The sequence below is a fragment of the Pseudoduganella ginsengisoli genome (assembly GCF_009720865.1).
Lineage (GTDB): Bacteria > Pseudomonadota > Gammaproteobacteria > Burkholderiales > Burkholderiaceae_D > Rugamonas > Rugamonas ginsengisoli.
Map to the genome: position 1 here is coordinate 214,385 of NZ_WNLA01000008.1, position 6,688 is coordinate 221,072.

General features: G+C 64.8%; 9 protein-coding genes. 2 read left to right on the forward strand and 7 right to left on the reverse strand.

The genetic code is table 11. The annotated features are described in order from the left end of the window. The first annotated feature begins 45 nt into the window (after positions 1 to 45). A complete protein-coding gene (locus GM668_RS14375) occupies positions 46 to 2,085 on the forward strand; it encodes an NHL repeat-containing protein (RefSeq protein WP_155439643.1) in 2,040 nt (679 codons plus the stop codon). 81 nt (positions 2,086 to 2,166) lie between these two features. On the opposite strand, the gene GM668_RS14380 is transcribed toward GM668_RS14375, so the two are convergent. Then, the gene (locus tag GM668_RS14380; RefSeq protein WP_155439644.1) at positions 2,167 to 2,598 is read right to left on the reverse strand and encodes a hypothetical protein; all 432 of its coding nucleotides are present in this window, start codon (positions 2,596 to 2,598) and stop codon (positions 2,167 to 2,169) included. Positions 2,599 to 2,971: 373 nt separating this feature from the next. Between GM668_RS14380 and GM668_RS14385 the strand changes: the two genes are divergently transcribed. Continuing rightward, positions 2,972 to 3,706, forward strand: coding sequence for a FliH/SctL family protein (locus GM668_RS14385; RefSeq protein ID WP_155439645.1), 735 nt, complete (start codon positions 2,972 to 2,974; stop codon positions 3,704 to 3,706). Between the two features lie 21 nt (positions 3,707 to 3,727). Here the strand turns inward: GM668_RS14385 and GM668_RS14390 are convergent, their stop codons facing one another. The 6 genes from GM668_RS14390 to GM668_RS14415 form a co-directional block, all read right to left on the reverse strand. Next, the gene (locus GM668_RS14390; RefSeq protein WP_155439646.1) at positions 3,728 to 4,090 is read right to left on the reverse strand and encodes a hypothetical protein; all 363 of its coding nucleotides are present in this window, start codon (positions 4,088 to 4,090) and stop codon (positions 3,728 to 3,730) included. Positions 4,091 to 4,121: 31 nt separating this feature from the next. Next, entirely contained in the window at positions 4,122 to 4,868 is a 747-nt protein-coding gene (locus GM668_RS14395) for a sigma-70 family RNA polymerase sigma factor (RefSeq protein WP_170305642.1), read from the reverse strand. 4 nt (positions 4,869 to 4,872) lie between these two features. Next, entirely contained in the window at positions 4,873 to 5,637 is a 765-nt protein-coding gene (gene fliP / locus GM668_RS14400; protein ID WP_155439648.1) for a flagellar type III secretion system pore protein FliP, read from the reverse strand. After that, positions 5,630 to 6,073, reverse strand: coding sequence for a flagellar biosynthetic protein FliO (locus GM668_RS14405; RefSeq protein WP_155439649.1), 444 nt, complete (start codon positions 6,071 to 6,073; stop codon positions 5,630 to 5,632). Before GM668_RS14405 ends, fliP begins: the two co-directional genes overlap by 8 nt. Then, the gene (locus GM668_RS14410) at positions 6,070 to 6,402 is read right to left on the reverse strand and encodes a FliM/FliN family flagellar motor switch protein (RefSeq protein WP_155439650.1); all 333 of its coding nucleotides are present in this window, start codon (positions 6,400 to 6,402) and stop codon (positions 6,070 to 6,072) included. The genes GM668_RS14405 and GM668_RS14410 overlap by 4 nt, the downstream gene beginning before the upstream one ends. Beyond that, the coding region (locus GM668_RS14415) for a FliM/FliN family flagellar motor switch protein (RefSeq protein WP_170305643.1) at positions 6,399 to 6,688 on the reverse strand (290 nt) is incomplete at its 5' end. The genes GM668_RS14410 and GM668_RS14415, both read right to left, overlap by 4 nt.

The window sequence follows — 6,688 nt, forward strand, 5'->3', positions numbered from 1 at the left end:
CATCCGTGTATTGTTTCCATGTGGAAATAATCTGAGGGCAGGTTTATGGTGAAGCGACAAAACTGGATATTGCCGGGATTGGCGCTGGCTGTGGGTGCGGCTTGGCTCGCGGGCTGCCGGGACGCCGGCCCTGCGCCTGCCGTCGCCAGCGCCATGGGCGCGACGCCTGAAGGCTGGGAGCTGGTGGCTGGCGCCACTATGCCTGTACCAGAGACGGCATCGGGCGGCTTGCGGCTGCAAGGCGTGGCAGGCGGCAGCGATGGCGCCGTGTACTTTACCGATGGGAATGCCGTGCGCAAAGTCGGCGGCGACGGACGCATAGTGGATGTGGCCGGTGACCGCGAGCAATGCGGCTACCGTGATGGACCGGGGCCGCAGGCGCGCTTTTGCGGGCCGTCCGGCCTGGCTGTTGGAGGGGATGGCAACCTGTATGTGGCCGACACCCTGAACCACGTGATACGCCGCATTGCGGCTGATGGCATGGTATCGCTGGTGGCAGGCAGGCCGGGGGAGGGGGGCGACAGTGGCGGCGCTGCAGCGCGGGCGCGGTTTGCGTATCCCGCAGGGCTGGCGGCCGGCGGCAATGGCGTGCTGTATGTTGCCGACAGCGGCAACCTGAAGGTGCGCCGGATCGCCCCGGACGGCTTTGTCGCTGCATTGCCGCTACAGCCTGGGCCGGAAGGGGGCGCGGCGGAACTGGTTCCGCAAGGCTTGGCGGTGGCGGGTGACGGCACGTTGCTCGTTACCGATGGCAGCGCGGTGCTGCGCCTGCCGCAGGGCGGGGCGGCGGCATGGCTGGAAGTGGCGCAGCGCAACGCGCCAGCCGGCGCCCGCTGCGACCCTGAACGGTGCCTGCCGCGGCGTGTTCTGGTTGACAGCCGCGGCGGTGACCAGCCTGGGCAGCGCCCGTATGCTGTCAATGTAGCGGCGGCGCCAGGCGGCCTGCTGGTGGCGTCGCCTTCGCAAGAAACCCTGTTCAAGGTGGCGCCTGACGGCCGCGCCATGGCATTGGCCGGACCAGCACAGGAGTTGGAGCAGGGATTTGCCGGGGTGGCTTACGACGGGCAAGGGACAGTGTACGCCGCCGCATGGGACGGTAGCGCCTTGTTCCGGTGGGGTGGGAGCGGGAGCAAGGGGACATTGTCGGCATTTGCTCCGGGACGCGACGGACCTGCGCAGCAAGCCCGGTTTACCGGCATCGCCAATATGGCCCTTGATGACGGCGGCGTGCTGTACGTCCGGGATGGCGACCGGCTGCGCCGCGTTTCCGGTGGCAGTGTTACCACGCTGACGGCGGATGGCCGCTTCACTGTACGGGACGCCGGCGCAGGCGATACCGCGCAGTTTTTCCCCGGACCGGACCTGGCGCCTGCGGAGCGGGGGGGAATCTATGCCGGGGTCGATGCGGGCGTCTACCAGATCGCCCCCGGCGGAAGCATTCGCCGGGTGGGAAGCCGCCAGGACGCCGTGGTGCAGCGCTGGTGGCAGAGGCTGGCGCCGGGCCGTGCTGCATTCGCGCTGCAGCATCCGGTGCAGGGTTTGCACGCAGATCGTGCCGGTAACCTGTATTCCTGCTTCGGCGGCATGCTGACCGTTGTCCCGCCATCCGGACAGGCGAGGGAAATACGCTTGTCGGCCGGACCCGGCGCCGGCGGCGCGATATCCGAGCCGTGTGGCATTGTTGCGGCGGCGCCGGACGGCGCGCTCTATATTGCGCACGCATTTTCCATTGCCAGGGTGGGCCCGGATGGCGCGCTGCAAACCGTGGCTGGCCAACCGGGCAAACCCGGCTATCGGGACGGCGCCGTGCGCGATGCTGCCTTTTCCGCGATCCGCGCCATGCAATTTGACCGCGACGGCAACGCCTACATTGCAGACGGCCCGCTGGTGCGCCGCATGGCGCGCAGCGGCGCCGTGAGCACGGTGGCCGGCCGCGCGGGCGGTCCGCCGGGAACAGCTGCCACGTTGCCCCGTGCGTTCGGCGAAGTGATGGCGCTGGCCGTGGCGCCCAATGGGGATTTGTACGTCGCTTCCCGCCAGGCTGTGGTGCGTATACGCGGCGGTAAGCCTGCGGGAGCGATATAACCTGCTTGAGAAAAACCCAGCGCCTACTGCGGCCCTGTGCACGATCCAACCTTAATCGCTAGACGAGGGCAACATTCGCTGCTAGTCACCATGCGTGATCAAAATGAAGAACTCGGGAACCGATTTCGAGCAGCCTTGTGTGCAAACGTAGAAATTATCGGAGTAGACACCTTTTTCATTCCAAGTTCCGACCTTTCCGCTTGGATAGAGACTCTTGTACAGCTGCCGTGCCTCATTGAACAGGCGGGACGGTTTCTTTTCCGCCACGACATAGATCACGCCGCTGTCGCCTTTGTCTTTTGAATGACAGGTAAGACGCCCCCGATCATCCATCCATTCGTGCGCGCATCGGGAGAGCTGAGGCGTTCCGCCCCCATAAAAATGAGGATCATCCAGAAATTTCAGTGTAATGATTCTCTTGTTAATTACGCCGACAAACTCTTGCTCCTCTGGTCCCAATGCGTGCGCACATTGTAAGAAGCAGAAAAGCGCAAGAAAACCGAGTATTTGCATTGAAGAGCCCCACGTAAGCCGAGTAAGTGAGTATCGGACTGTACCGCTTCCTGCCAGTCCGGCTTGAACATTGGATTGGCGCACAAAAAACAGCACCTCCTTGCCTCGCGAAGGTACCATAACATAAACCAATTTCCAGGGGGGAACACTGTGGGGAAACTAACATGTTCCCCACAGTTTTACAGGACGCTGGCGCAACCATGCAGCAACTAGTCCTTGCGTAAAACGCATCCACTCGTCTCAAGGCCGGCTATCTGGACGGCCGTTGCGGGCCGCCGATGGAAAACATGGCTGCGGCAAGGGCTGCTTACCGCTTCTCAAAACGCCCGCCATCTGACATAGTCTCATGTCGTCCGCACATTGATAACACTCCATGGCATCCATACTCCGTTCTCCTCCGCTGTCCGACCAGAAGCGCAAACTGCCATCGCGCCGGCAGCGCGTACAGCCGCCGGCCGAGGCTACGTTGCCGGCAGCATCTTCCGAGGCATCGCCGACCGCGTCGCCCGCAGCGTCTCCTGTATCCGCCGCAGCCCCGCAGCCGGACCTGCAAGCCCTGATCGACCAGGCCCGCGAATCGGTACTGGCCCAGTTCAAACAGGAAGCGGAAACCGCCCGTGAAATGGGGCGCCAGCGCGGCTTGCAAGAAGGCCGTGAAGCGGGTGCAGCGGAATCGCGCCAGGCATTTGCCGCCGAACTGGCGCGCATGCGTTCCATTGTCGACAAGCTGCATGGCGCAGTGGAAAACGGCGTGGCCGGCCTGGAAGAGATGGCGGTGGCCATTGCGTTTGAATCCGTCTGCCGCATCCTGGGCGACAAGGCCATCACAGCCGAAGGCGTGCGCGGCATCGTGCGTGAAACCGTGTCCCACGTGGCGGCGCGCGACGGCGTCACGGTGCGCCTGCATCCGGACGACTTGTCCGCATTGCGCAGCGTGGGCGCGCTGGAAGCGCCGGCGGACAATGGCGCGCCGGTATCCTGGGTGGCCGATACCACGCTGGCGCTGGGGGGCTGTATTGTCGAAGGCGGCGGCGGGGAACTCGATGCGCGGCTCGATACGCAGATCGAGCGCTTGCGCGCCGCGCTGCTGGCGGCGCGCGGCGCCTGATCTTGCGGCACGCGATTCAGCTCAGGGTTTTTTCAGCAAGCTCTCCACCGCGCGTCCAATCGCATCGGCAATGCGCGGATCCTGTTCCATCTGCTCTTGTACCTGGTCCACCATGCGGTAAAACGCATGGTCGTTGATCAGCTCCATACCAAATTCCGACAGCAGCACGGATTCCAGAAAGATGCGGAAAGCCTTGCTGTTGCGCCTGGGGTCATCGGGGTCCAGCGCCTGCACGCGCTGGCTGATCAGGCTGCCCATGGGGGCTTGCGCGGACGGGCTGGCCGGGACGCGTGTCCCCGCTGCCCGGTGGCGGCGCGCCACGTGGTCCGCCATTTCCGCGCGCAGGGTGGCGACGATTTGCTGGACGCTGCTTATCGCTGGCATCTATATGGTTTCCTGTTGCTGTTGCCGCAGCTTACCACGCCACGTCGCATGCCTTGACTGCCTTCATTGCCTCCCGCAGCAAAGCCAGCGCCTTGCTGTGGATTTGCGATACGCGGCCTTTGGTCAATCCCATCGACTCCGCAATCAGGTTGAACGGCAGTTGCTGAAGGTAGTGATACTTTATCACCAAACGTTCACGCGGCGGCAAACCGTCCACCAGCGCCTGCATGCGGTTGCGCAACTGCTGTAGTTCCATGCCGCCATACTGCACCGGCGGCGCCGATGCGTCTTCCTGCAGGTAAGCCTCCGGTTCGTCGATCAGGTAGCCGATCGCCAGGCCGACCGCTATATCGGCCAGTTGCTGGAATACGTCCTTGTCTTCCGCAATAACGGCGCCTTCGCGCCGTTCCGCGCGCAGCCGCTGGCGTGTCGATACCTGCACCCGCTTTTCACTCATCTGCTCGAGGCCATTCTGGATGGCGCCGTTGATGCGGTGCGCCGCGTAAGTCTTGAACAGCACACCGTGGGCCGGATCGTAGCGGTCGGCCGCCTCGATCAGGCCGATGGTGCCGAATTGCAGGTAGTCTTCGTAGTCGAGGTCATGTTCGATGCGGCCGGCGTACATGCGCGCCGCCATGACCCCGGCAAACGGCAGGTACGCTTCCAGCAGCCGTGCGCGCGCGGCGTCGTCGCCGGCACGCACGGCGGCCCACAGCGTTTCTTCGCCGGGCAGGGGCAGGGCGGCCAGGGCGCCGGGACCGAACGAAGGCAGCGGCATGGCGTTACTGGAACGTCCCCAGCAAGGCGCGTACGACCAGGTTCCAGCCATCGATCAGCACGAACACGAGGATCTTCAGCGGCAGTGAAATCGTCACCGGCGGCACCATCATCATCCCCAGCGACATCAGGATGGTGGAAACAATCAGGTCGATCAGCACGAACGGCAGGAAGATCACGAAGCCGATCTGGAATGCCGAGCGCAGTTCGGACAGCATAAAGGCGGGAATCAGCTGCACCGTGGCGATGTCGTCCACGGTTTCCGGCATGGGGCTGTGTGCGATTTCCACCATCAGCTGCAAGTCCTGTTCGCGGGTCTGGCGCACCATGAAGTCGCGCATCGGCGCCAGCGCACGGTCGAACGCGGGCGCCGCTTCCAGCCGGTTTTCCATGAAGGGCTGGAATGCCTGCTCGTTCACCTGGGTCAGCACGGGCGACATGGTAAACAGCGTCAGGAACAGCGCAAGGCTCATCAGCACGGTATTGGGCGGCGTTTCCTGCATGCCGAGCGCATGGCGCAGCATCGACAGCACCACCACGATGCGGATGAACGACGTGACGGAAACCAGCAGTGCAGGCGCGATGCTCAATACCGTCAGGCCCAGCAGTATTTTCAGCGCCGACGACACCTGGCCGCCGGACGCGGCGCCGAAGCGCACGTCCACACCGGGCAGCGCCACGTCCGCGCCGGTGGCGGCGCAGGCGGCGCCCGCCATCGCGGCCAGCAGCAGCGCGAGGCCGGCTTGTTGCAGGGCTTGGCGGTTAGTCATGTGCCGCTCCCGTGGCGCCATCCTTGCGGCTGACTACCGTCACGCCGTGCTGGCCTTCCGACAGCAGCAATTGTTCGCCGTCGTATTCGACCACGTGCAGCGTGTGATGGCGGCCCAGGCGCACGGATTCCGCCACGCGGATGCGCCGCGCACGCTGCATGGGCAGCGCCACGCTGCCGGTCCGCAGCCGGCGCAGGCCCAGCGCAATCCCATAGGCAGCCAGCGCAGCCAGCACCAGCGCCGCAAGGCTCTGGTAAGCCAGCGTATCTTCGCTGTGCTTTTCCCGCTTGAATGGAATCGGGGACGCGGCTGCTGACGCTGATGCGGATGCGGATGGCGGCGCCGAGGCCGCCGGGGGGGCAGGCGTGTCGGAGGCGGCCGCTGCCTGCGCCGCCAGCCAGAGCAGGCAGGCCGCCATCATGCGGGTCAACTTCATGGCTGCCCGGCCTGCGGCACTTCCGTGATGCGCACGCCAAAATTGTCGTCGACGGCAACCAGCTGGCCGCGCGCCACGACATTCCCTTCGAGCAGCACGTCAACCGGCATGTCGAGCGTGGCGTCGAGCTTGAGGATATGTTCTTCCTTCATTTGCATCAATTCGCCCACGCTGACTTCCGCCTCGCCCACGCGAACGGTCAGGCGCACTTTGACGTTGCGGATCACGTCCATGTTGCCGCTCAATAGCGAAGGGTGGGCGCCGCCGTGCGGATGCAGTTCGGGCAGTTCGATGACTTGCGGCGGGGATTTCAATTCGTTTTCTTTCATGTCGGTGTTTTCAGTTGATTCAGCAATTCAACGGCGCGGTGGCCTTGCACGGCGCCCAGGTGGGCGTGGCAGATGGCGGTGCCGCCGGCAACGGCCACACGCAACGGGTGGTCGACGCGCGCCGGCAGCGCCAGCACGTCGCCCACGGCCATCGTGTCGAGGTGGGCCAAGGTCAGCATGGTGTCGCACAGTTCCACTTGCAGCCGGACCGGCCGCCGCGCGAGCGCCTGGTGCAGCGCCGTCAGCGGCGGCAAGGAAGGGCGAGGCAGCGGCGGCGCAGGCGGCA

Coding starts and splice junctions, on each gene's coding strand:
- GM668_RS14405 (WP_155439649.1), bottom strand. CDS start 6,073: ATGAAGTTGACCCGCATGATGGCGGCCTGCCTGCTCTGGCTGGCGGCG.
- GM668_RS14395 (WP_170305642.1), bottom strand. CDS start 4,868: ATGCCGCTGCCTTCGTTCGGTCCCGGCGCCCTGGCCGCCCTGCCCCTG.
- GM668_RS14410 (WP_155439650.1), bottom strand. CDS start 6,402: ATGAAAGAAAACGAATTGAAATCCCCGCCGCAAGTCATCGAACTGCCC.
- GM668_RS14390 (WP_155439646.1), bottom strand. CDS start 4,090: ATGCCAGCGATAAGCAGCGTCCAGCAAATCGTCGCCACCCTGCGCGCG.
- fliP (WP_155439648.1), bottom strand. CDS start 5,637: ATGACTAACCGCCAAGCCCTGCAACAAGCCGGCCTCGCGCTGCTGCTG.
- GM668_RS14385 (WP_155439645.1), top strand. CDS start 2,972: ATGGCATCCATACTCCGTTCTCCTCCGCTGTCCGACCAGAAGCGCAAA.
- GM668_RS14375 (WP_155439643.1), top strand. CDS start 46: ATGGTGAAGCGACAAAACTGGATATTGCCGGGATTGGCGCTGGCTGTG.
- GM668_RS14380 (WP_155439644.1), bottom strand. CDS start 2,598: ATGCAAATACTCGGTTTTCTTGCGCTTTTCTGCTTCTTACAATGTGCG.